Below are 21,833 nucleotides of genomic sequence, written 5' to 3' on the forward strand. Positions count from 1 at the left end.
GCCATGTTGTTGTGGCTGTGCATCGCCAAACCAGCGAGGAAGATGATGTCAGTCGAGCCCCTTGAAGGGTGCGTCGCGAAATTCGAGATATTCCTTCAGTGACATCTTCTGAAGATTGCGCATCCATTCCTGCCCGTCCTTGCTGACATGGAGGGCGGCGATGGCATGCACGTTGTAATCGAAGGATGTCATCAGGCCGGCGGCGATCTGCTGGTTGTTGATGGAGGACTTGGCGAACTTGATGGCCGGAACTGGCATGCGTGCCAGCTTGCGCGCCAGGTTCTCGGTCTTTTGCTTGAGCTGATCGGCAGGCACGATCTTGTTGATCAGGTGCATCCGCAGCGCTTCTTCCGCGTCCACCAGATCGCCTGTGTACATCAGCCAGCGCACGTCGCGGGTGGCCAGCAGCCATGGCATGAAGAGGGCAGGCGGACCGGAATTGTGACGGACTTCCGGCTCGCCGAACTTGGCGTTATCGGCAGCGATCGCCAGATCGCACGACATGACGAGTTCGAGCGCGCCGGCAAGCGCATAGCCGTTCACCGAGGCGATGACGGGGATCGGCGCCTTCCAGATATTCAGAAGCGCCTGGGCATTTTCCGACATGTCGGCATGCCAGTCCTCGATGCTGACATCATAGTCTGCGCCTTGCAGGTCATAACCGGAAGAAAACGCGCGGCCGGCACCGGTGATCACCAGTGCGTTGACGTCCTTGTCGGCGACGGCCAGCGCAACGGCGCGGTCGATCTCGCGCACGGTCGTCTTGTTCATCGCATTGAGCTTGTCCGGCCGATTGATTGTGATCGTCGCGAACTTGTCCTGTTCATCCTTGTCGTAGAGAATGGTCTCGAAGCGCTCGGCTATGCTCATATGTTTTTCCTTTTTACGCTGGTGTCAGCCGGTTGCGATGGCGTGCTCGATGCCTGCATCAACAGGGCCGCCTTATTCTTCTCGAAACGCTCTATCGATGCTGATTTGACAGGGCCAAACCCCCTGATCTGATCGGGGAGCTGGGCAAGCGCGATGGCGCGCTGCTGGTTTTCCGGTGATAGATTTGCTGCGAGGTCGTTGATCAACGCCGCATAATCGGCGGCCAGTTTTCGCTCCATGCGACGCTCATGCGTGTAGCCGAACGGATCAAGCGGCGTGCCGCGAAGGAAGCGCATTTTCTCCAGCACGGAAAACGCCGGCAAAGTGAGCTTGTGGCTGATGGCAATCTTTGCCGGGTTGCCCGTGCGCTTGTCGATCCTTCGGGAAAAGAACGGCGGCGCCAGATGATGCTTGATCTCGAAATCACCTTCGAACTGCGCCGCGATCTTGTCCTTGAAGCTCCGGTCGTTGTGCAGCCGGGCCACTTCATATTCGTCCTTATAGGCCATCAGCTTGAAGGCATTGCGCGCCACGGCCTCGGAAAAATCCTCTCCGAGCTTCAGTTGGGCCTCGGCAGTGCGGGCGGTCGTCACCAGCTTGCGGTATTTGTCGGCATAGGTGGCGCTTTGATAGTGCGTCAGGAACTCGATGCGCTTGGCGACAATCTCGTCCAGCGTCTGCCTGGCCGGCGCCTCGTCCGGATCGATTGCGGCCGCCTGTTTGACAGCCTCCGGATCCACCACCGAGCGACGGCCCCAGCCAAAGGCTGCGCGATTCATCGCAATGCCTGTGCCATTGAGTTCGATCGCCGCATCGATTGCCTCAAGACTGATTGGAACTAGTCCACGCTGCCAGGCGTGGCCGAGCAGGAACATGTTGGCCGCGATCGCGTCGCCCATCAGGGCCGCCCCCAGTTTCGTCGCGGCGATAAGGCTGATGGCATTGTCCCCAGCCGCTTTGCGCAATGCCTTCACCGTCGGTTCCTGGCGAAAATCGATTGCGGTATTCTGCACAAACGAGGCGGTCGGCGCGAAATGATCGTCGAGAACGGCCTTGGTACGGCCGGCAGCGAATGTCGACAGGGCGTTCTGGGCCGCTGACACGACGATATCGAAGCCGAGGACCAGATCGCTTTCCCCCGGTCCGATCCGTACGGATGTGATCTGCTCTCGCGCCCTTGCGACCCGCAGGTGCGAGATGACGGCCCCATTTTTCTGGGCAAGGCCGGTTTGGTCGAGAGTCTGGACCGCAAGGCCGTCAATGTGCGCGGCCATCGACAGTATGGCGCTGACGGTAATGACGCCCGTCCCGCCGATGCCGGCGAGCAGCATGTTGTAGGACCGGTCGGTGATCTTTCGGATGGCCGGAAGAGGGAGGTCGTCGAAGCTTGGCTTGCCTGCCTTGGCGTCCGGCTTGCGGATGGTCCCGCCCTCGATGGTGACGAAGCTTGGACAGAAGCCTTTTATGCAGGAGAGATCGGTATTGCAGCTCGACTGGTTGATCCGCCGCTTGCGCCCGAACTCCGTTTCCTGCGGCTCGATGGAGATGCAGTTGGAAACAGCAGAACAGTCGCCGCAACCCTCGCAGACGAGCTCGTTGATGAAGGCGCGTTTGTCGGAGATGGCGAAAGCGCCCCGCTTGCGCCGGCGCCTCTTTTCGGCAGCACAAACCTGATCGTAGACGAGCACGGTAACGCCCGGCACCTCGCGCAGTTCACGCTGCACCGCATCCAGTTCGTCGCGGTGGTTGACCGTAACGCCGCGCGGCAGATTGCCTTGCCAGACATCGGGCCGCTCGGCAACGACAGCGACCCGGGCCGCTCCTTCGGCGAGCATCTGCCCGACAATGCCGGGAACGGAGACTTCTCCGTCATGTTTCTGACCGCCCGTCATGGCGACGGCATCGTTATAGAGGATCTTGTAGGTGGCGTTGACCTTGGCAGCAATCGCGGCGCGGATCGCAAGCAGCCCGGAATGGAAATAGGTGCCATCGCCCATGTTGACGAAGATATGCTTCTCGTCGGTGAATTGGGAAAGGCCAATCCACGACCCACCTTCACCGCCCATCTGGGTAAAGGTCGAGGTGTTGCGCTCTTCCAGCCCGATTACCATCATGTGACAGCCGATGCCGGTGGATGCCCGGCTTCCCTCGGGCAGGCGGGTGGAAATGCTGTGCGGACAGCCTGAGCAGAAATAGGGGTCGCGTTTCAGCGCTGGCGTTTCCGTGGCACTTGCCGCGAGGAGCGCCTCGATATCGCGCGATCTGGCCAGCAGATCGGTGTGAGCCTCACCGATAAGATAGACGATCGCTCTTGCGACCGCGACCGCATTGATCTCGCCGGCCGCGGACAAGAGCGGTCGACCATCCACGCCGAATTTGCCGTAGACCCTTGGGCGCCGATCTGAAGCGAGGTTGAAAAGCTGAGCCTTGATCTGGTCTTCGATGACCGCGCGCTTTTCCTCGACCACCAACAAGGTTTCGACATCGGAGGCGAACCGTTGCAGTCCCTCCGGTTCGATCGGCCAGACCATGCCGATCTTGTAAAGCCGGATGCCGAGTTCGCCGGCCCGACGCTCGTCGATGCCAAGGCTTGTCAACGCGCCCATGAGGTCGAGCCATGATTTCCCGGTCGAAACGATACCGAGCCTCGCTTTGCCGGCAGTGCTACCCCAGATCGTTCTGTCGATGCTGTTTTGACGGGCGAAGACGTGTATCGCGTCCATCTTGTTTTCCAGCCGCCGTTCCATCGCATGCGGGCCATCCGGCCATCGCAATGAGAGGTCGCTGTGACCATCGGGATAGATGATGGCGGGCCGATCGAGTTCGACCGTCGCCGTGCATTCGACGATTTCAGTCTGGCATTTGAAGCCGACCCAGGCGCCGGAATAGCGACTGAGCGCCCAGCCAAACAGTCCGTAGTCGATATATTCCCCCACGCCGGCCGGCGACAGGAGCGGCACCATCGCGGAGATCAGATTATGTTCACTCTGGTGCGGTAGGGTCGACGAAACGGCACCGTGATCGTCTCCGACGAGCAGCAGAACGCCGCCATTCGGATTGGTGCCGACGGCGTTGGCGTGACGGATCACGTCCATGCTGCGATCGACGCCAGGTCCCTTGCCGTACCACATGGCGAAGACGCCATCATACCGGGCGCCCGGAAACATCGCCGTCTGCTGCGTGCCCCAGACGGCGGTGGCGGCCATGTCTTCATTGAGGCCGGGCTGGAAGCGGATGTGATGGTCGTCGAGATATTTCCTCGCGCGCGCCATTTCGCGGTCGAAGCTGGCAAGCGGCGAGCCGCGATATCCGGAGACATAGCCGGCGGTGTTCAATCCGCGCGCAAGGTCACGCTGACGCTGGATCATCGGCAGGCGTAAGAGCGCCTGCGTGCCGGAAACGAGGATGTTGCCCCGATCGAGCACGTAGCGGTCATCGAGGCTGGGCGTTTTCACGGCGGAGGCCGTGGGCCGATCCTTGGAGTGTGCGGCGACGGGCAGAGTGGACATTTATGCGCGCTCCCCCGGTGCCGTTGGTTCCATGTCGAAAACGCGGCCGGGATTGAGGATGTTATTGGGATCGAACGCCGATTTGAGACGGCGCATGGCAGCCATCTCGGCCGGGCTGCGAACCAGCGGCAGCCACTTCTTCTTTTCAAGGCCAATACCGTGTTCCGCCGATATCGATCCCCCTTCGCTGGCGACACAGGAAAAGGTCGCGTCCGCGACGCGGTCATAGTGGTGCGTACGAACGAGGAAATGCAGATTGCCGTCACCGAGATGACCGAAAATGTAGATGGAAGCGGCGGGATCGACATGCGCGATTTTGGCTGTGGCCCTGTCCAGGAACCGCTGCATTGCGGAAATGGGCAGGCTGACGTCGAAGCCCGCGACATGGTCCATGCTGAAAATGAATTCGCTCGCGGCATCGCGCAAATTCCAGATGGCATGGTAGTGGCGCAGCGAGCGGGAAACCGCGACATCGCTGACAATGCCTTCCTCGTAGCATTCCATCAGCGCAGCGGCAAAGCGATCCTCGTCGCCTGCTTCGTCCTGTCCCTGCATCTCGATGAGCGCATACATTCCAGCACCCGCCGGCACAGGCGGCGGCCCGGCGGTACGCTTGAGAACGCCAGCATAAACAGCCGGGAATATGACTTCGAAAGCGGAGAGGGACGGTCCGAGCCTCTGGCGCAGACGCCGCAGAAGCGTGATTGCCGCACCGAGCGAGGGGAGGGCGCAAAATGCGTTTGCCAGTGACTGCGGCTTGGGATGCAGACGCAGGCAGGCACGGGTTACGACGCCAAGTGTGCCCTCGCTGCCGATGAATATCTGGTTGAGATCGAAACCCGAATTGTTCTTCGAAAGGCCTTTGAGGCTGGTCAGCACGGAGCCGTCTGCCATCACGGCCTCCAGGCCGAGAACCTGGGCGCGATACATGCCATAGCGCAGGACGCGAATGCCGCCGGCATTGGTGGCGATGTTGCCGCCAATTGTGGAGGTGCCCCGAGCGCCGATATCCACGCCGAACATGAAGCCATTGATATCTGCGACCTCCTGAACGGCCTGCAGGGTCGCGCCGGCATGGGCGATCACAGTGCCGGCATCCTCGTTGACAGGTTCGATTGCATTCATTCGTTCCAGCGACAGCGCTACCTCGCCGGCCATGGGCCGCGCGGCGCCCGCAAGGCCGGTCCGTCCGCCTTGCACGACGATAGGCTGGCCGAGGGCGTCGCATGCGGAAAGAATGACCGACACCGATGCGGTATCCCTGGGGCGAAACAGAACGGCCGGCCGCACGCCGCGCTCGTCTGTTGCGTCCGCGCAATAGGCGTCACCGACATCCGGACCCGTGACAACAGCGTTCTTGTCCAGCCTGTCGTGGAGGCGGGTCAACAATTCTGAGAGCCGCAAAGACGTCGCAGATAAGGGACGTGCGACGAGCGCCCGGTCGATCGATCCGCCCATTCTGTTCCCCTGGTTATCTGGATCGAGGGCAGGTTATCGCCTATCTGATATTTGTCAAACCTATATTTAAATACCTATAGCCTTTTCGACGAAGGCATGGCATCAATGCTTTCGAGCGAAGGATGGAGCTCTATGAATCTTAGATATGACGAAGTGGTAAGATCTGGTATCGCCAAGCAGGTCGCCGAGAATATCAAGTCCGCGATCCTGGACGGGCGCCTGAAGATCGATGAGCGCTTGCCGACGGAGGAGGATCTTGCCCGGAGTTTTGGAATTTCGCGCCCGACGGTGCGCGAGGCGTTGAAGCGTCTGGCGGCGCAGAACCTCATTCATTCGCGCCGCGGCCCCCTGGGCGGCAATTTCGTGATGCGACCCGATCCCGAGGGGTTGTCGAAGGCGATTACCGGTGCCGCGACACTTCTCGTCGGTATCGGTGCTTTCGATATCGACGAGATCATTGCCGCAAGGCTTGAGACGGAAACCATCTGCTGCCGGCTTGCCTGCGAAAACCGCAGCGAAGAGGGATTGCAGGCTATGGCCACTGAGATCGCCTTGCAGCGGGATCAGGATATCAGCGACGAAGATTTCTGCGCTTCCGATGTACGGTTCCATCGCGCCCTGGTCGACTCGACCGGCAATGGCCCCTTGAAGCTGATGATGTACATCGTGATCGAATCCTTCATTCCGATCACGAACATGATTGTCTTCAGGGTGCGCGAGCGCCGCCAGGTCGTTGCCTTCCACCAGCGGATCCATGAGGCGCTCAGCAATCGCGATGTCGGTGAAGCAACGGCAGCGCTCACAAATCTCCTCGCCTATGTGCGGGACAGCTATAGCGCCGCGCTTGATGCGCGCGGCCGCCGGGCGAGCGAGCAGGCGCAGTCCTGAACCCAGTCGGCTCACATCCTCAGAAGCATTGAAGTTCAAGGGAATTCCATGTCAGATTCTTTTACGGCAATGGTGATCGATACGGTTGATGGCAAACAGCAGGCCGGCTTCCGACAACTGACCTTGGCCGATCTGCCCGACCATGACGTTCTGGTCGAAGTTGCGTTTTCCACCGTCAACTTCAAGGACGGTCTCGCCCTTTCCGGCAAGGGAAGGATTGCGCGCCGCACGCCGATGGTTGGCGGTATCGATCTTGCCGGCGTTGTCGTCGAGTCGCGCTCGGATAAATGGGTTGCGGGCGACAAGGTTGTGCTGAACGGCTGGGGTCTTTCCGAGACCGAATGGGGCGGCTATTCCCGATACCAGCGGGTCAAGGCGGAATGGTTGATTCCGCTGCCGCAGGAGTTCTCCCTGGAGCAGGCGATGGCAATCGGAACGGCTGGCTATACCGCCGCCCTTTGCGTCAATGCCCTGGAGGATTGGGGAACGATCGGCGTCGACGATCGGGAAGTGCTGGTCACGGGAGCGGCCGGTGGCGTCGGCTCGGTGGCTGTGAGCCTGCTTGCCAGCAAGGGCTACAAGGTTACGGCTTCGACCGGCCGGCCCGAAACCCATGATTATCTCGCCTCGCTGGGAGCGTCCGGATTCGTCGAGCGCGCGGCGCTTAGCGAGAAGGGCGGCCCGCTGCAAAAAGAGCGCTGGGCGGGAGCAGTCGATTCCGTCGGCTCGACGACGCTTGCTAATGTGCTGTCCCAGACGGTCTACGGAGGGGCGGTGGCTGCTTGCGGTCTTGCCGGCGGCGCAGATCTGCCGGCGACGGTCTTGCCGCATATCTTGCGCAATGTGGCACTGCTCGGCATCGATTCCGTCATGGCGCCCGTTGCGAAACGTCTACGTGCCTGGCAGATCCTTGGCCGGCACCTAAACCCTTTACACCTGCAGGCATTAACGCGGATTGAGCCGATGTCCGCGTTGCCGAAAATAGCAGAAGATATCGTTGCGGGTCGCATCCGTGGTCGCGTAGTCGTAGAGATCGGCTGACGTTGCTGTCACATTGATTTCTCATCAATATTGCTGCGATAGCTGGCAACATGAGCGAGGCAGCCCTGATTTACACGAACCATCTGTTTTCGGTCGAGATCGTAGCGCGTGCCGTCTGGCTGTTGAATTCCGACTTGATTTGACCCCTCGGGGATGCGGATAAAAACTTGGACTGGTTTTATATCGTTCGTCCGAACTTCTTTCGGCATGCGATGGGGTTGAGAGAGCCGAGGGATATTTTTATCCGCTTTTCTTTGTACCAGCGGATACAGGAATCCACTACCTGAATGAACTGCTCAATAGTTGTGGTCTTCCAGTCCCGGGGTAGAACAGTTCCGTGAAAAGGGGGTCTGCCGTAAGCAGAATTGCAAGCCATGTCTGGCATCAAACCTTCTATATGTCGGGGAGCGCTTGCCATATTCAAAGGCCGTCATTTCGGCCGCTTAGTAAGCGGCCTCGGCTGGTCGTGGTTCTGCATCATCCTAAGCGCCGACAATGCTCCGGAACGGAGTTGAGTTCGGCGTCACAAACACGGTTTCGGCCTGCGGCTTTGGCCAAATACAAGGCCCGGTCGGCTTCCCGGCAAAGATCCGAGAGCTCCGCATGTTCCTGCACAGCTCTTGCGATACCAATGCTCGTCGTCACAGTCATCTCGGCCCCAAGTGTGGGATAGCGAAGCTCAGCGACGGCTTGGCGAATCCGCTCGGCATGGAGTAACGCGTCTCCGGCTTTTGCAGGGAGAAAAACTATGAACTCCTCTCCCCCCTGACGTGCAAGCAATGCCGACTGTGGCAAGATCGATTTCATCGCCCGAGCCATCGTCGCGAGAACTTCGTCGCCTGCGGCATGCCCCCAGCGATCGTTCAACTGTTTGAAGTGATCGATATCTAGATAGAGAATGGCGTCGCCATGGCCGGGCTGACTGGGCGTGTTCGCGTTGAAAAAGCGACGGTTATAAAGACCCGTGAGAGCGTCGTGGTCGGCCAGGTGTTTAATCTTGATATGCTGGCGCTCGCTGATGAAAATCACGATTGCAATCGCAAGCACGAACTTGGAAAGGATCATCAGAAAAAAGCCGCTCGCCACATCGAGCAGAGGAAAGGCATTGAACGAGAACTCCAGACCCATGACCAATGAGAGAAGACTGGCTGCTGCAAGTATTGCTGCAATCAGTTTCCGAATTGGAAGCGGCTCGCGATGTGCATCGAGAAACACGACAACCGCCGTGGCGGCCATCGTCAAGCAACCGAGAAAAGTGAAGGTCGTCGCCCGATACGTGTTGTTCAGATGGAACGCTGTAATCAGTCCCGTTGCCAGCGTTAGTGCGGCGGGGATGAGTATATGTGTGGTGTTTATCTTTCGATCGGGGTTGCTGATCACGATAAATGCCAATCCCAGCATGCAGTAGCCCAGCACGGCAAGAACAATGTTGATGAGGCTGAGAGGCCCATAAAGCGCGGGATGAACTTCGGCATATCCTGCAAGTGTTGAACCTGTCGCTAGGATAATGAAGCTTGCTGCTAATAGTCCTACGCCGCGACTTTCGGCCGAGGTAAGCCGCAGATACCCTAAGGTCAACGCTCCGGCGATATAGGATGTCTTCTGTAAGAAGAGGACCGTCGGCATATCCAAGTGGTTGATCATTAAGCACCAAATTAATGTATGTCGCCGCGGCAATACTTTGAATAGTTGAAAAATTTGTGAAGGTTGACACCGCCCGGAACTTCTTCATTTTTTGCCGGCAATCGTTGACGTATGAGCTTGCCTGCGGAGAGGTTCAAGCCTTCAAGTTGAAGATAGGCATCGGTCCACGACCCCGATCACCTAACCAAAAACAAAGGGGGCGCCGATCGATTTCATAATCGGCAAGATGACGATCGCGATCGCCTCGGGACGCGCGACAGCGCGCCATTTTGATGCTGATCAATGAACAGCGTCGCAACACCGTCTTTGATGATATCGCGTCCTGCAAAGACGATTTGGAAAAGGGCCGGGGCAAGGTCGTCCTCCAATGGTCCTCGTAACGAAGAGGAGAAATGATATGGCCGATATGGCAAGGAAGCTCCCCGTGAGCACGGAGAAGAAGGCGGCACCCGCTATGGAGCGCAGGGCGCCATTCGAGAGCCTGCGATCGGAAATTGATCGCGTCTTCAATGACTTAACCCCTGGCTTTTTCGATCGCACACTCGCACGTTTCCCGAATGCTTTCGCACGTGGCATGCCGGCCATCGACTTCGTCGAGTCCGATAAGGCCTATGAGCTCACGGCAGAGCTTCCAGGTATCGATGCGAAGGACGTGGAACTGACGCTCGCGGACGGCATCCTGACGGTCAAAGGCGAAAAGCATGAAAGCAAGGAGGAAAAGGAGAAGGAATACTACCTCTCCGAACGGCGCTATGGATCGTTCCAGCGCAGCCTCCAGCTTCCCGACGGCGTCGATGCCGAGAAGATCGATGCCTCCTTCGCAAATGGTGTTTTGAAGGTCGTTCTGCCGAAGACAGCCAATGCGCAGAAGAATGACCGGAAAATTGCGATCAAGGCAGGCTAACCCGTCTGGCCTCAATCCCGTGTCCGTCGCGGCTCAGCTGTAGGTTATCAAGGGGGCTGGCGGCACAGGAAGGGAGGGGCTCGCCCCTCCCTTTGGCGTCAACCGACATGAAGGTGATTTTCAACGATGGCGACGCCCGGAACCGACCACGCGGCCTGCTCTGCCGCCTGCCGCTCATTCCAGGCATGCACGTCGCCTTCGAGGACGACCTTGGTGTCGGATACGCGAACTCTTATCCTATCCGCCTCGATCTCGGCATTCCGCTGAAGAGCTCGCTCTATCCGATCCTTGATGTCGGACGTGCCCACAAGTTGCCGGATGGTTAGAGCATTCGTCACACCTACAACGCCGCCGAGCTTTTTGACGGCATTTTCAGCCGCCATGCGCTGGAAGTGCCAGCGCACTTCGCCAGAGAGTGTTACCCATCCGTGCTGGACCTTGACATCAATGGCGCCGTCGGGAAGTGCAGTATCCCAGGAAATGATATCGAGTGCACGCGCCGCGATCTCATCATCGGCATGCCTTTTCTGCTCGGGCCAACGCACGTCGATCTCCTCAGCAATCGCCCGGACACCCTTCACGCGCCGGGCAACAGCTTCCGCCGCCGTTTTTTCGGCGTAGCTCTTTACATGGCCAGATAGTGTCACGACACCATTCTCCACAGAGACGCCGATCGTGGCTGCGTCAATACTGGGATCAAATTCCAGTTCGTCGAGGATGTCCCGACGTATCTTCAGATCACTCATGATTTCCTCCTTGAAGACAATCGATCGAGGCTCGCACCTCGAACCAAATCTCGGCATTCCGGCGTGTGACGTCATTGCGCTGGGTCAAAGTCGAGGTGGGTCATTTTGTGATCCTCTTCGGCGGCGTGACGCAATCGATGCTGGCACGGCATAGCTTTTGCCCACCATGGCTTCGGCAATGGCTCCGGAGATGAAGAGTTGTCGCGAGCCCGAGGCATAGTTGCGATTTGACTATTCTGCGCGATCGTTAGAGATGCTCGTTTTCCACGACCTGACAGGATTCGCCAAACATCGACAGGGCTTCCTCGAGATAGTCACCGAGTAATGGAGTGCCCAGAAGATATGCAGCCGTACGGTTGTTATGCGCGTCTGCTGCTGCGCGGCGTATGCTCGACCACTCGGACACGGTGCCATCACCGCGACCGAGCCAAGCAAGAGTCACGAGATCGATTTGCTCGTCGACGCTGAGCGCCCATATGGCGCTACGAAGTTCCTCTTGAACTGGATCGTCGCTGCTGTCTTCCAGTATGTCGATCATACGGTCGTCCGTGGGATTGGAGGAGGAATCCTCGTCGCTCGGGGCTTCCTTGGCGTCGAACTGGCGAGCTTTGAGGATAAAGTAGCAGACTTTTTCAGGCGCTATTGTCATCGGCCAGGCAGGCCGATCCTCATCGATCTTCTTCATCGCGGTTCTCCGGGTGTTTATCATAGCATCGCGGCAGTCGCCGGGCAGCTGATGGATAAGCTGCCCGGCGATCGGCCTAGTAACCGACCAAGAGGCGGTCCTCGACGTTGTGGACGCCAGGAGCCGACCACGCGGCATGTTCCGCGGCCTGTCGCTCCGACCATGTCTTGACCTTGCCTTGCAGCGTGACCTTGCCGTCGGCGACGTTGATATTGATACCCTTCGCCTCAATCTCGGCGTCGCGTCGGAACGCGTCTTCGATGCGCTTCTTGACATCAGCCGAGCTGACCCGTGGAGTCACTTCGATCATGTTGGAAACGCCAACGACACCGGAGAGATCGCGGATGGCGTCGGCGGCCGCCGTCTTTTGATATTGCCACTCAACTCGACCGTTCAGGGTAACCCAACCGTTCTGGACCTTGACCTGAACCGCATCCTTCGGAACGGTGACGTGCCAGCCAAGCGTATTTACTGCGCGTTTTGCAATTTCGTCATCTGCAGTCTTGTGCGTGCCCGCCGGCCGCACTTCGATGTCCTGTGCGATGGCCTTCACCCCCTTGATGCGGCGTGTTGCCCGCTCGGCGGCTTCCCTTTCGGCATAGGTGGAGACATGACCCGTGAGGGTAATAACGCCATTGTCCGCGGCGACGCCGATATTGGCTGCGTCAATGCTCGGTTCGAATTCCAGTTCATCGAGAATGAGTTGACGAAGTGTGATGTCGTCCATGAGATGATCTCCTCTGTTGATATCTCGAACGAGGGAAGACTAAGGGGCGGCGCAATCCTTGACATTGACCTAGCTCAAGGGACGTTTCCCGGGTCCATTCTTAAAGGGATAGCTTTTGTGCGGTGTTGATGCGTTGCGCGAGCTGCGGTGTTCGAGCCGCAATGAAGCCGTCAATCCTGAGCGTGCGCCGCTTCTCGTCGAGTAGTGGCGATCCGTCGGTCCGCAGCACCGTGCCTCCGGCGGCTTCGACAAGCGCCAGCCCGGCAGCGCAATCCCATAGCATCGTTGGTGAGAGCCTGACGTAGGCGTCAGCCTCCGCTGCCGCGATCAAGGCGAACTTAAGAGAGGAGCCGAGTTTGCGGATCGTGCAGGCTTGCAACGTGCTAAGCAGGCCCTCTGTCTGACGGTCAAGGTGCGTACGGCTTACGAGCACGATTGGTCGTCGTGGGGTGACGATGCGGTTGAAAAGGTCGCGGCACTGCCCATCGGGAGCCTCTTCGAACACGTATCCATTGCCATAGGAAAAGAACAGCCTCTCGCGTGCGGGCGCATAGATCAAACCGGCGGTGGCGTGGCCATTCTCGACCAATGCGATATTAATGGTAAACTCATCCCGCCCGCGGACAAATTCCTTCGTTCCGTCGAGAGGATCGATGACAAAGGAAAGAGGTTTCAACGCTTGCGTTGCGGAGTTCTCGTCCTCCTCGCTGATAATTGGAATCGCTGCTGCCAAGGCTTTGCAGCCGGCACACAGAATCTCATGACTCGCAAGGTCGGCGCGTGTAACGGGGGAACCATCCGGCTTGAAGTTCGGTGCGACGCCAGTTTTTTGAAGAGAGCGTACCAACGCGCCAGCCCTTCGAATGACCGGTATCAGGGCTTCGACAAGTTGTTGTCGTGAAGTGAGATCCATTGACCGTGCCCTTGCGCGCCATGACTGCAGCATCTCCTTTAGCGCTACCCGTGTCTTTGCATCATTGACGCACATCAATGATGCAAAGAGCCAAATGAGGTCACATTGGCCCGTAGCGAAATAGCAAATGAGGCTGGTAAATGATTGTCGAAGACCAGTCCGAGGTCACATCCTTTTTGGAGCGTGTCTTGTCTCGGGAAGGCAGCCCGATGCAGAAGATGGAGACGCACATTTCCTGCATATTCCTGTCAGGCGATCGCGCCTACAAGATGAAACGGGCGGTCCTTTTGCCTTACGTGGACTTCTCCACCGTAGAAAAGAGGCAGGCCGCGTGCTTGAGGGAGGTAGAACTGAATGGCCCGACGGCCCCAGGAATCTATCTTGGCGTTCTGAGAATCACGCGGGCATCCGACGGAAGCCTAGCTCTCGACGGAGAGGGACAGGTCATCGACGCGGTGGTCGAGATGCGACGCTTTGACCAGTCGCAGCTGCTTGATCAGGTTGCCCAGTCGGGTGGTTTGACCTCTGCAATAATGACAGCACTTGCTGGTGCTATCGTGCAGTTCCATCATCAGGCGCCGGTCATTCACGACCGCGGCGGAGCGGCAAACGTGGAGGCAGTCCTTAAGATCAACGAGGCGGGCTTCGCGACAAGCCGCGCCTTCCCACAAAAGGACGTCGAGGAACTGACAGCGCTCTTCCGCCGCCGGCTCACTACTCTTGCTGCGTTGCTGGATAAACGAGAATTGGCTGGAAAGATCAGACGCTGCCACGGTGATCTGCACCTGCGCAATATCTTTCTGCTCAATGGCCACCCTTGTCTTTTCGATTGTATTGAATTCAACGATGAGATTGCGACAATCGATATCCTATATGATTTGGCGTTCCTGCTGATGGATCTCTGGCATCGTGGACATGCCGATTTTGCCAATCTCGTCATGAATCGATACCTGGACGAAACTGGTGAAGATGACGGTTTTGCCGCGCTGCCGTTTTTCATGGCGATGCGAGCCGCCGTGCGTGCCCATGTCATTGCCACGCAGGCGGAGGAGGCCGGCGCCCTGGCGCCGGTGCTCGTATCCCAGGCGCGATCGTATTTCGCGCTTGCTCACTCCCTGCTGCAGCCGCCTCAAGCGAATCTCATTGCTCTTGGAGGTCTCAGTGGGTCAGGCAAGTCTACGCTTGCCGAGACGTTGGCACCGCGCATTGGACTGCCGCCGGGAGCGCGCATCATCGAGAGCGATCGCATCCGCAAGTCCATGCATGGCGTTCCTCCGGAAACGCGCTTGCCTCAAAGTGCCTACCGTCCCGAGGTCTCCGTCAGAGTCTATCAGGAGATATCATGGCGTACGCGGCTCATTCTTGCGCGGGACGGTACCGTGGTGGCCGATGCGGTGTTTGACAAGGCCGGTAACCGTGAGCTGATTGAGCGAGCCGCTGATGAGAAAAAGTGCCCGTTCTCCGGCTTCTGGCTGGAGGCGGATCCAGCCTTACTTTGGCAGCGTGTCGAAGCACGCACAGGCGGATCTTCGGATGCAACGGTGGAAGTGCTGGCAGATCAGCTTTCGAAGGGCAAAAGCGCGATCGACTGGACAAAGCTCGATGCGGCGCATCGGCCTGACGAGTTGGCGGATGAAATTCTGCGCCAAGTTGCGATCGGAAGTGCAAATTTCGTCGGCATAGCTGAAGGCATCTGAAGATGACCGCAAACAAACGGCCATCTCCGAAAACGAGAAGGAGCTCTTTTGCCGAATGCGCCTGCACCGGTGCCGTTCAATCCGACGGATAGGCCGGCGACTTTGTCGCCACATTCCGTGTTGATAGCTTGAAATTCGCGTCGCCGATGGGCTGCCGTCTATTGGGTCACGACCCGTGCCGGTGCCGGTCGTGACGTTTACTGAACGGGAGCACGTGATACTTATTTCACTAACTTGAACGACAACTAAGCCCGAGGCCCTGGCCGCTTTTCACAGCCGGTTCGCCGAATGCGATCTGCTAGCCAGCAATAGGCTCACATGGCGGAATGTCCGACCGCAAGGAGCCAGGAAATATTCAGGCTCGCGGAACGCGTTCGCAGTGGTCGGCTCGTTAGAATGAATAGGTTCAAACCAAGCCTTTGGGCCGTTCGAGGCCGATGAGCTTGGCAAGTGCGGCCGAGGCGAGCCGAACCTTCAAGGAATCGGCGCGGCTGGTCAGGATGATCGGTACGCGGGCGCCCAGCACGAGGCCGGCTGCATCCGCTCCTGCCAGGTAGATCAATTGCTTGGCTAGCATGTTGCCCGTTTCGAGGTTGGGCACGACAAGGATATCCGCTCGACCGGCAACGGGCGAGACGATCTCCTTGATGCGGGCCGAGTCCAGGCTGATGGCGTTGTCGAAAGCAAGAGGACCGTCGACCTTTGCGCCCGTAATCTGTCCACGCCTGGCCATGACGGTAAGAGCGGCCGCATCAAGCGTCGCCGGCATGCAAGCTTCCACTGTTTCCACTGCGGCCAGCACCGCCACAAGCGGCTCCTCGACGCCGAGACGATGCAGAAAATCAATCGCGTTTTGGGTGATATCGCGCTTGTCGGTAAGGGTCGGCGCGATGTTGATCGCAGCGTCGGTGATGACGAGCGGCTTATGATAGGAGGGTACGTCAAGTACATAGACATGGCTGACACGCCGCTCGGTTCTGAGCCCGGATGAAGTGGCGACAACAGCTCCCAGGAGCTCATTGCTGTGTAAACTACCTTTCATCAGCGCATCGATCTTACCCTGCGCTGCAAGTTCGACACCTCGCGCGGCAGCGGCATGGCTGTGTTCCGTCGCCTCGATCTCTATACCGTCGAGCGATATGCCGGCGGTGGTCGCCGCGGCGCGAATCTTCGCCTCTGGTCCTATCAGCAGCGGGGAGATCAGGCCCTCGTCGCGCGCCTCCACCGCCGCCAGGATCGCCTCCGGGCTACAGGGATGTACGACGGCCGTCCGCAGCGCAGGCGCCGCTCTGGCCCTGGCGATGAAGTGTTCGTAACGGTTATGTGGGAGGAAATCGGTCATGGGCCGGATCATCGCTGTATCACGTGGTTTCTGGGCTCATCGCAAAATGGCGTGTAGCTCCTGGCCGCATCATCCACCAGCGGGTGGCGCGACGGGCTCGGTGCTCGTCTATGCCGACAGTCTTGCTTCTCAGCCCGGCCCCCAGGATCTTTCGCGAACTGACGCCGCGGCTTGCCAATCTTCAGGAATACGGCACGGGTCGTCACAGAAGCCGGATGCCGCTCCTGAGGCTCCCGCTAAAGCACGGCCGTTTTCGCAGCCGCAGCTCCAAGGGGATTTTCGGCTTCTTCTCTGATAACGCCGATGGCGTCGGATGCAAATCGTGCATTAATGGCGACGGTTTTGTTGACTTCCTTCGCATAGTCCGAAGCCGCATTGCGCCAATAATCGCCGATGACATCCGCGGTTTCATTAGTCTTTTCCGCAGCTACAATGTCATCCAGCAGCTTGATATCGCACCGGAAACGATGCTGAAGAAAGGATAGGCCTTCAACCTGATAGCGAAGCATTGCTTTGATGACAGTTGTCGGCATCTTCAATGCGGAATCGAAAAATTGTTTACTATCGCCTGATGCTATGAACGACGCCATCGGAAGGTCGAACGCTGACTGTAGAACCTGTTTCTGCATGACACGTTTTCTCCATTAAACACACAGGAACTTACGGCGTCGAAAGGCAAAACGCTTTGATCAAGGTCAAGGACCGCTCAACGCTGCAATCGAAAACTCAGACCTCATGGCTGGCGCGCATGTTGGCGCGCAAACGGCGATTGGCCGCGCCAACAAGATGGCTCGCTCGATCTGGGCTATGCCATCTGCGAAGGAGGGTTATGAGATCCAGCGTTCCGTGGGAAAGGTTGCCTAACGAGAGCACATCAAAAATGGAAATACACACCTGAATATTGCAGCGAACGGCAGGAAATGCAAAACGGTCACTCCCGTCGCTTTTCAAGCCTGATGTGTCGTCGCGTCGATGTCTTTGGGGCATTGAAGTGGAAGCGGTGAAAACCCATCGAGGCTCGCAACGACGGTGTACGCGCCGCGACAGGAAGCTGAATATACGTCAGCAGTTTTAACCGGGAATCTTGTCTTGCCAAACCTGCTGCGATTGGGCGGGGCCCATACGTTCCGCAGATGGGGAATATTCTGGATGATTTTTCTGGCCCAATCGTCAAATTCGTTCCGCGCGGATTGAGGAGCAACTGTCGGCTCAAACACTTTTCACTGTTCTAATACGGGCTCCGGTGCCATAATGGCGTGCGCTGCTACCAAGTTGCAGTTGCACCAAGCGGGAAGGGCGCGCAGATGCGATCAAAGCCTACGTTTCGGGCATGTTGGGGCGTTGTAGCCATTCTCTTCATGGAATTCTTTTTTGGCGAGTGCGCGGCGGCTGATCGCGTTAATGGCCAGCGGATTGCCGAGCGCTGGTGCGCTGAATGCCACGTCGTGGCATCCGGACAGCAGCACGGCTCGGACCGAGTTCCGACGTTCGCCCAGATTGGCGAGTCGAAACGTTTTGACGGGGCGTCGCTTTCAGCCTTCCTGATGGACCCGCATCATTCACGCATGATAAATCTTTCGCTCACGCGTTCCGAAATCTCCGATCTCGTTGCATATATCAAGAGTCAAGGTCGCTGACGCGGTGCGCGTTTAGGTAAATCGATGACCTGTGCCGCTTCAAGCCATTCAGCCTGCGTGAACTGACATGGATCAAAACCGCGCTGGATACCGCATTGACCTTGCCCCCGACGACGCGAAGAGCGCGGAGTTCCGGATTTCCCATCTTCGATATTCGTCCCAGCCTCTCCTTACCTCCGCTTGAATGCGGCCGCAGTGTCAATCCGAGCCAGGCGGCAAAGCGGCGCGCCGACTTGAACCCGCCGGGATCCGGCACAAGCGCTTTGATGGTCGCTGCCATAATGGCGCCTAGGCCGGGAATCGCGGTCAACCGATGCATGTTCTCGTCCCGCTTGGCCTCCACGAGAATTGCGCGCTCGAGCCTGTCGATCTGGTTGGCTGAAGCTTCGATCAGATCGGCAATAGCCATCAGAGCGAAGCGTGCTGCCGCGGATGGCCGAGCGTCTATCCCATCTCTGCGAATGAACCCCGACTGAATGGTGCCTTCAGCTTCCGTTCCAAAGGGAACGTCTAAAAGAGGGACGTTCAACCGCGGTCCTATCCGCCTGAGGAGACACAGTCATGATCCGCACGTCTTTCATTGCAACCGCACTCGTCGCTCTTGTTGGCCTCACCGCCGCAGCCCCCGCCATGGCCAACGATGTGCGTATCGAACAATATGGCTGGTCGAACTCTGCCGGTGGCGCGCAGGAAGGGTACGGAAACCGCATCAGAACTTACCAGAACGGTGGCTACAACCGGATTGTCGGCCATCAATATGGTCGCCACAACCTTTCGGCAGTCGGTCAGGAAGGCAATGACAACTACGGCGCCACCTATCAGAACGGCAACCGCAACATAGCCGGCATCGGCCAGTTTGGCTCCAACCACACGACCATCCTTACCCAAGACGGCAATGGCAACATCGCGGCTGGCGTCCAGGTCGGCCGTGGCTGCAACGCCAATGTCAGTCAGGGCGGCAACGGCAATGTTGCGGCCTTCGTCCAGGCTTGCCCGTAAGCAGCTGCGCGATGACGTGAAAGAGGTCAAGATCGCAGCAGCAAACCATTAGGGGAGACGACCCATGCCAAATAGCGTCAAACATCCACGCCGCCTGATGACGATTCTCGCGCTGGTCCTGTTTCCCGTCGGCGCCATTGCGGCAATGACGACTGCCAACCAATCTGACGAGGCGCAGCTTTGCGAAATCAAAGTAACGCCTGGAGCAGGTATGGTGAGACTGGATGCGCTCGTCCACGCCGACAAGCATGTCGGAGGAACTTACACCTTCCATGTCGATAAATCAGGAGACGGTGGAAGTTCCACGATCAACCAGAGTGGCGATTTTGATGCCACAGCCGGACATGCGGCAATCCTTGGTTCCGTCTCGCTCGACTCCAAGGGAAACGAGTACAAGGCGACGCTGGATGTCGTGATCGGGGATAAGAGTTTCAGCTGCACGAAGCAGATCGGCGGCGACTAATCGGCCTCTACACTCTGCAAATCCCTCAAAAGGGCGCCGGTTTCTGGCGCCCTTTTGCTTTCGATCAGGTCGAAACGACTGAACGACAACTGAACGGGCAATTTCGACTGGGTTCAGCTTAAAGATGCGAAAGTTGATCATCGGCCAAGGCAGCCGGCAAACGGAGATCAGGATGACCCGCAACGTGTTTAGGATCCTTACCATCACTCTTCTGGCCGGGAGCCTGGGGCAAGCAGCCTTGTCTGTGCCAGCCCACGCCGGCGGCCGGATCTCGTTCAACCTCGCGCCGGACAATGCCGAGGATGCGGGTCTTTTCTCAACCGGACTGCGCGTCTATTCGCTCTACCGCGGCCTGAAAGACGCCGACATCCGGCAGCTGGGGCGGGGTAACGCGGCTGGCATCGCCCAAGCTGGGCGGGGCAATCTCGGCTTCATCCAGCAGCGGGGCAATGGTCATTCCGCAACCTTGCGGCAGAACGGCAACAACAATGCTTATGGCATTTTCCAGTATGGACGGAATACTGAAACCGACGTGGTGCAGGATGGGGATAACGGCAGTGGTGCTACCTTCAGCTATGGTTGGTAAGGCAGTTCACAGCAGTCCCGAACGCGATGTCAAGTTGTCAATCCATAAGCAATCGGGAAAACAACTCTTAAAACGAATAGATCGAACGCATCCACCAGAAATGGAAAAAAGGCGGAACGGGCCGAGAAATATGCCGGCGGCTACAGTCTCAGAATGTTTGATACCTCTGAAATCCCTCAGTAATTGTATTATGCAGGCACGGGGTTGACCGAAGTAAGGCACGCCCAACATTACAGTGCGGCACCCTGATCCGCCCCCGCCACTGGCGGACCGGTCTGCATGGTGAATGACAAAGTCTTGGCCCTAGGAGAAGGGACATTTCCGTAATTTAGAAAACTTGGCCGTTATTTCAAACATAGGATCGACCACTGCCCTATCAGCTCAGAACAGCCCAGGTTTGGCCGGATTGCTTGGCAGTTCATCGATCCATGCGCAGCGGAAAAAGAACCGTACACACAAGCGGCAGAGTACCGGGGAGTCAGCGCTGTCGAGGAGAGGGTCCGATAAAGGCTGAAAGCCGGGGGTGTCTATGTCGAGCGCACGCGACCGCCAATTGGACGGCCTGAGAACTCTTGCCGTTGCCACTGTGCTATATGCACATTTCTTTGCGGCGGACGGCTCCATCTGGGGTCATCTCGGCGTCCGGCTCTTCTTCGTGCTTAGCGGTTTCCTGATCACGCGCCTGCTGCTGGAAGCACGAGCCGATGCCCGCTACCAGCCTATGACGGCGCTGAAAGCATTCTACATCCGCCGCGCGCTGCGCATATTTCCTCCCTATTTCGCTGTTCTGGCGCTGGTGTGGTTCGTCAATCTCGAAGGTGCTCGCGGCAGTCTGAAATGGCATATGCTCTATTTGGCAAACTACTGGTATGCCCTGCACAACGAATGGACGCCCTGGGTTTTGTGCCATACCTGGAGCCTCAGCATCGAGGAACAGTTCTATATCGTCTGGCCTCTGGTGATCTTACTGGCGCCGCGCCGGTTTATTGAACAGATCTGTATCACCGTCATTGCCTGTTCGCTTGCCTATCGCCTCTGTTGGCCGCTGACGGGGACACCCTCCCTGATGCGCGACTTGCTCCCTTCGGCCTCGATGGACGCGCTGGCGGGTGGTGCCTTGCTTGCGGCCTACCGCCAGAGAACACAGGCCTGGCCGCAATGGATGCGGATGAGCTGGATACCCCTGGCGGCCGCAGCCACCGTGACGCTGTGGCTGAGACCCGATCCGATAACACCGATCCTCGATTGGGTGATCTGGATCGGCTCGGAGGTCTTTCCGCTCGTTCCGCTCGTTATGCTGGTCGGCTGCAGCTCTTCGGGCTTTCGATCTCCCTTTGGCCGGCTGCTCGAACTCTCGCCAATCACCGCCGTCGGGCGGATAAGCTACGGCATCTACCTGTTCCATCCGATCGTCCTTTCGCTGATCGTCAAGGCCCAATCCTGGATTCCGGTTAGTGTCTCCGAGCAGGGTTTCGGCCGCTTGATCGTCGGAAGCGTTGCCACATTGGCGTTGGCCTCGATCTCATGGTTCGTTTTCGAAAAGCCGCTGAACAACCTCAAGCGCTATTTTCCCTATGTCGCGCGCAGCCATCCGTCGCTTGCTCCGTCGACCGCCACAGCCGGCGAGCCGCGGGAACAACGGCACGGCGCGAAGGTGTTCGAAACGGCGCTTTATCGCGGCGACGCCGTCCAAACTTCCGATCTCCAATAGGTGCGCGAGCTAA

The 21,833-nt window shown here is 58.2% G+C and carries 19 protein-coding genes and 1 pseudogene; 9 read left to right on the forward strand and 11 right to left on the reverse strand.

From position 1 onward, the window contains the following. Positions 1-48 precede the first annotated feature (48 nt). The 3 genes from AB8B29_RS29985 to AB8B29_RS29995 are packed head-to-tail and all read right to left on the reverse strand — an operon-like array spanning position 49 to position 5,837. Positions 49-870 carry an enoyl-CoA hydratase/isomerase family protein gene (locus tag AB8B29_RS29985; protein WP_047640715.1) on the reverse strand — a complete coding sequence of 274 codons (822 nt, stop codon included), beginning with the start codon at positions 868-870 and terminating at the stop codon, positions 49-51. Next, positions 867-4,379, reverse strand: coding sequence for an indolepyruvate ferredoxin oxidoreductase family protein (locus AB8B29_RS29990; RefSeq protein ID WP_439006967.1), 3,513 nt, complete (start codon positions 4,377-4,379; stop codon positions 867-869). Before AB8B29_RS29990 ends, AB8B29_RS29985 begins: the two co-directional genes overlap by 4 nt. Beyond that, positions 4,380-5,837 carry an FAD-binding oxidoreductase gene (locus AB8B29_RS29995; RefSeq protein ID WP_439006968.1) on the reverse strand — a complete coding sequence of 486 codons (1,458 nt, stop codon included), beginning with the start codon at positions 5,835-5,837 and terminating at the stop codon, positions 4,380-4,382. A 132-nt stretch (positions 5,838-5,969) separates the two neighbouring features. Between AB8B29_RS29995 and AB8B29_RS30000 the strand changes: the two genes are divergently transcribed. Together AB8B29_RS30000 and AB8B29_RS30005 are read left to right on the forward strand one after the other, a co-directional pair. Then, positions 5,970-6,725 carry a FadR/GntR family transcriptional regulator gene (locus AB8B29_RS30000; RefSeq protein ID WP_113102530.1) on the forward strand — a complete coding sequence of 252 codons (756 nt, stop codon included), beginning with the start codon at positions 5,970-5,972 and terminating at the stop codon, positions 6,723-6,725. 48 nt (positions 6,726-6,773) lie between these two features. Continuing rightward, positions 6,774-7,766 (forward strand): MDR family oxidoreductase, encoded by a 993-nt coding sequence (locus AB8B29_RS30005; protein ID WP_113102531.1) that lies wholly within the window; start codon positions 6,774-6,776, stop codon positions 7,764-7,766. A 477-nt stretch (positions 7,767-8,243) separates the two neighbouring features. Here AB8B29_RS30005 and AB8B29_RS30010 read toward each other — a convergent pair whose 3' ends face one another. Further along, a complete protein-coding gene (locus AB8B29_RS30010; protein ID WP_244655217.1) occupies positions 8,244-9,392 on the reverse strand; it encodes a GGDEF domain-containing protein in 1,149 nt (382 codons plus the stop codon). 415 nt (positions 9,393-9,807) lie between these two features. On the opposite strand from AB8B29_RS30010, the gene AB8B29_RS30015 reads away from it, so the two are divergent. Then, a complete protein-coding gene (locus AB8B29_RS30015; protein WP_113134166.1) occupies positions 9,808-10,314 on the forward strand; it encodes an Hsp20/alpha crystallin family protein in 507 nt (168 codons plus the stop codon). 98 nt (positions 10,315-10,412) lie between these two features. On the opposite strand, the gene AB8B29_RS30020 is transcribed toward AB8B29_RS30015, so the two are convergent. The 4 genes from AB8B29_RS30020 to AB8B29_RS30035 form a co-directional block, all read right to left on the reverse strand. Then, positions 10,413-11,060, reverse strand: a complete 648-nt coding sequence (locus tag AB8B29_RS30020) for a BON domain-containing protein (protein ID WP_047640309.1) — start codon at positions 11,058-11,060, stop codon at positions 10,413-10,415. 247 nt (positions 11,061-11,307) lie between these two features. Beyond that, complete coding sequence (locus tag AB8B29_RS30025; RefSeq protein WP_113102343.1) at positions 11,308-11,745, reverse strand: DUF3775 domain-containing protein; 438 nt, start codon at positions 11,743-11,745, stop codon at positions 11,308-11,310. A 76-nt stretch (positions 11,746-11,821) separates the two neighbouring features. Further along, positions 11,822-12,472 carry a BON domain-containing protein gene (locus tag AB8B29_RS30030; RefSeq protein ID WP_037200578.1) on the reverse strand — a complete coding sequence of 217 codons (651 nt, stop codon included), beginning with the start codon at positions 12,470-12,472 and terminating at the stop codon, positions 11,822-11,824. 100 nt (positions 12,473-12,572) lie between these two features. After that, positions 12,573-13,385, reverse strand: a complete 813-nt coding sequence (locus AB8B29_RS30035; protein WP_047557545.1) for a 3'(2'),5'-bisphosphate nucleotidase CysQ family protein — start codon at positions 13,383-13,385, stop codon at positions 12,573-12,575. 140 nt (positions 13,386-13,525) lie between these two features. On the opposite strand from AB8B29_RS30035, the gene AB8B29_RS30040 reads away from it, so the two are divergent. Beyond that, positions 13,526-15,082: an AAA family ATPase gene (locus AB8B29_RS30040; protein WP_439006969.1), complete on the forward strand. Its 1,557-nt coding sequence runs from the start codon at positions 13,526-13,528 to the stop codon at positions 15,080-15,082. 406 nt (positions 15,083-15,488) lie between these two features. Here the strand turns inward: AB8B29_RS30040 and AB8B29_RS30045 are convergent, their stop codons facing one another. Beyond that, complete coding sequence (locus AB8B29_RS30045; protein ID WP_047557657.1) at positions 15,489-16,424, reverse strand: bifunctional enoyl-CoA hydratase/phosphate acetyltransferase; 936 nt, start codon at positions 16,422-16,424, stop codon at positions 15,489-15,491. Between the two features lie 236 nt (positions 16,425-16,660). Beyond that, positions 16,661-17,053, reverse strand: coding sequence for a hypothetical protein (locus tag AB8B29_RS30050; RefSeq protein WP_113102342.1), 393 nt, complete (start codon positions 17,051-17,053; stop codon positions 16,661-16,663). 729 nt (positions 17,054-17,782) lie between these two features. Between AB8B29_RS30050 and AB8B29_RS30055 the strand changes: the two genes are divergently transcribed. Beyond that, on the forward strand, positions 17,783-18,061 hold the full coding sequence (locus AB8B29_RS30055; RefSeq protein ID WP_092576737.1) for a c-type cytochrome: 279 nt from the start codon (positions 17,783-17,785) through the stop codon (positions 18,059-18,061). Positions 18,062-18,199: 138 nt separating this feature from the next. Here the strand turns inward: AB8B29_RS30055 and AB8B29_RS30060 are convergent. Next, a pseudogene (locus AB8B29_RS30060) lies at positions 18,200-18,524 on the reverse strand (transposase); the annotation flags it as partial. A gap of 98 nt (positions 18,525-18,622) precedes the next feature. Between AB8B29_RS30060 and AB8B29_RS30065 the strand changes: the two are divergent. From AB8B29_RS30065 to AB8B29_RS30080, 4 genes are all read left to right on the forward strand, one after another. Further along, the gene (locus tag AB8B29_RS30065) at positions 18,623-19,060 is read left to right on the forward strand and encodes a curlin (RefSeq protein WP_037200572.1); all 438 of its coding nucleotides are present in this window, start codon (positions 18,623-18,625) and stop codon (positions 19,058-19,060) included. A 64-nt stretch (positions 19,061-19,124) separates the two neighbouring features. After that, positions 19,125-19,523 carry a curli-like amyloid fiber formation chaperone CsgH gene (gene csgH, locus AB8B29_RS30070; RefSeq protein ID WP_113102341.1) on the forward strand — a complete coding sequence of 133 codons (399 nt, stop codon included), beginning with the start codon at positions 19,125-19,127 and terminating at the stop codon, positions 19,521-19,523. 172 nt (positions 19,524-19,695) lie between these two features. After that, positions 19,696-20,109 (forward strand): curlin, encoded by a 414-nt coding sequence (locus tag AB8B29_RS30075; protein WP_113102351.1) that lies wholly within the window; start codon positions 19,696-19,698, stop codon positions 20,107-20,109. A gap of 529 nt (positions 20,110-20,638) precedes the next feature. Continuing rightward, complete coding sequence (locus tag AB8B29_RS30080) at positions 20,639-21,820, forward strand: acyltransferase family protein (protein WP_113102340.1); 1,182 nt, start codon at positions 20,639-20,641, stop codon at positions 21,818-21,820. Positions 21,821-21,833 lie beyond the last annotated feature (13 nt).

The organism is Rhizobium sp. 11_C7_N12_5 (assembly GCF_051811145.1).
Classification (GTDB): Bacteria; Pseudomonadota; Alphaproteobacteria; order Rhizobiales; family Rhizobiaceae; genus Rhizobium; species Rhizobium lusitanum.

Coding starts and splice junctions, on each gene's coding strand:
- AB8B29_RS30075 (WP_113102351.1), top strand. CDS start 19,696: ATGACCCGCAACGTGTTTAGGATCCTTACCATCACTCTTCTGGCCGGG.
- csgH (WP_113102341.1), top strand. CDS start 19,125: ATGCCAAATAGCGTCAAACATCCACGCCGCCTGATGACGATTCTCGCG.
- AB8B29_RS30040 (WP_439006969.1), top strand. CDS start 13,526: ATGATTGTCGAAGACCAGTCCGAGGTCACATCCTTTTTGGAGCGTGTC.
- AB8B29_RS29990 (WP_439006967.1), bottom strand. CDS start 4,379: ATGTCCACTCTGCCCGTCGCCGCACACTCCAAGGATCGGCCCACGGCC.
- AB8B29_RS30035 (WP_047557545.1), bottom strand. CDS start 13,385: ATGGATCTCACTTCACGACAACAACTTGTCGAAGCCCTGATACCGGTC.
- AB8B29_RS29985 (WP_047640715.1), bottom strand. CDS start 870: ATGAGCATAGCCGAGCGCTTCGAGACCATTCTCTACGACAAGGATGAA.
- AB8B29_RS30005 (WP_113102531.1), top strand. CDS start 6,774: ATGTCAGATTCTTTTACGGCAATGGTGATCGATACGGTTGATGGCAAA.
- AB8B29_RS30080 (WP_113102340.1), top strand. CDS start 20,639: ATGTCGAGCGCACGCGACCGCCAATTGGACGGCCTGAGAACTCTTGCC.
- AB8B29_RS30020 (WP_047640309.1), bottom strand. CDS start 11,060: ATGAGTGATCTGAAGATACGTCGGGACATCCTCGACGAACTGGAATTT.
- AB8B29_RS30030 (WP_037200578.1), bottom strand. CDS start 12,472: ATGGACGACATCACACTTCGTCAACTCATTCTCGATGAACTGGAATTC.
- AB8B29_RS30045 (WP_047557657.1), bottom strand. CDS start 16,424: ATGACCGATTTCCTCCCACATAACCGTTACGAACACTTCATCGCCAGG.
- AB8B29_RS30025 (WP_113102343.1), bottom strand. CDS start 11,745: ATGAAGAAGATCGATGAGGATCGGCCTGCCTGGCCGATGACAATAGCG.
- AB8B29_RS30010 (WP_244655217.1), bottom strand. CDS start 9,392: ATGCCGACGGTCCTCTTCTTACAGAAGACATCCTATATCGCCGGAGCG.
- AB8B29_RS30000 (WP_113102530.1), top strand. CDS start 5,970: ATGAATCTTAGATATGACGAAGTGGTAAGATCTGGTATCGCCAAGCAG.
- AB8B29_RS30015 (WP_113134166.1), top strand. CDS start 9,808: ATGGCCGATATGGCAAGGAAGCTCCCCGTGAGCACGGAGAAGAAGGCG.
- AB8B29_RS29995 (WP_439006968.1), bottom strand. CDS start 5,837: ATGGGCGGATCGATCGACCGGGCGCTCGTCGCACGTCCCTTATCTGCG.
- AB8B29_RS30055 (WP_092576737.1), top strand. CDS start 17,783: ATGGAATTCTTTTTTGGCGAGTGCGCGGCGGCTGATCGCGTTAATGGC.
- AB8B29_RS30065 (WP_037200572.1), top strand. CDS start 18,623: ATGATCCGCACGTCTTTCATTGCAACCGCACTCGTCGCTCTTGTTGGC.
- AB8B29_RS30050 (WP_113102342.1), bottom strand. CDS start 17,053: ATGCAGAAACAGGTTCTACAGTCAGCGTTCGACCTTCCGATGGCGTCG.